The sequence below is a fragment of the Phormidium sp. CCY1219 genome (genome assembly GCF_055795085.1).
On the sequence record NZ_JAYFEQ010000322.1, the window covers coordinates 1 to 305 of the forward strand.

General features: G+C 46.6%; 1 protein-coding gene. It reads right to left on the bottom strand.

Annotated elements, in window-relative coordinates; translation table 11 throughout:
• A partial coding sequence (locus AC0QH1_RS05530; protein ID WP_324629921.1) for an HNH endonuclease occupies positions 1-305 on the bottom strand: 305 nt, incomplete at both ends.

The following is a 305-nucleotide window of genomic DNA, read 5'->3' on the forward strand; positions in this document are numbered from 1 at the left end:
TTCTACAGGAAGGTCTGTTTGAGACAAAGCCCGATACAACGCCCATCGAGTTGAGTTGACGGCAGCAGCATCCTTGAGTGGGCGCTGGTCCTTCGACAGAATCTCGTTCAGTAATTCCGGTTCCTTTTTTAGGAATTGCTCCACAGGCTTATTTCTCTTTCTCTGATTACACTTAACGCAAGACAGAGTAAGGTTGCTAATTCGGTTACTCCCCCCTTTGGATTTGGAGTGAATATGCTCGACTTCGAGAGGCACATTTTCTTGGCTGCAGTAGAGACAACATCTACCCCATTTCTCTAGAAGGT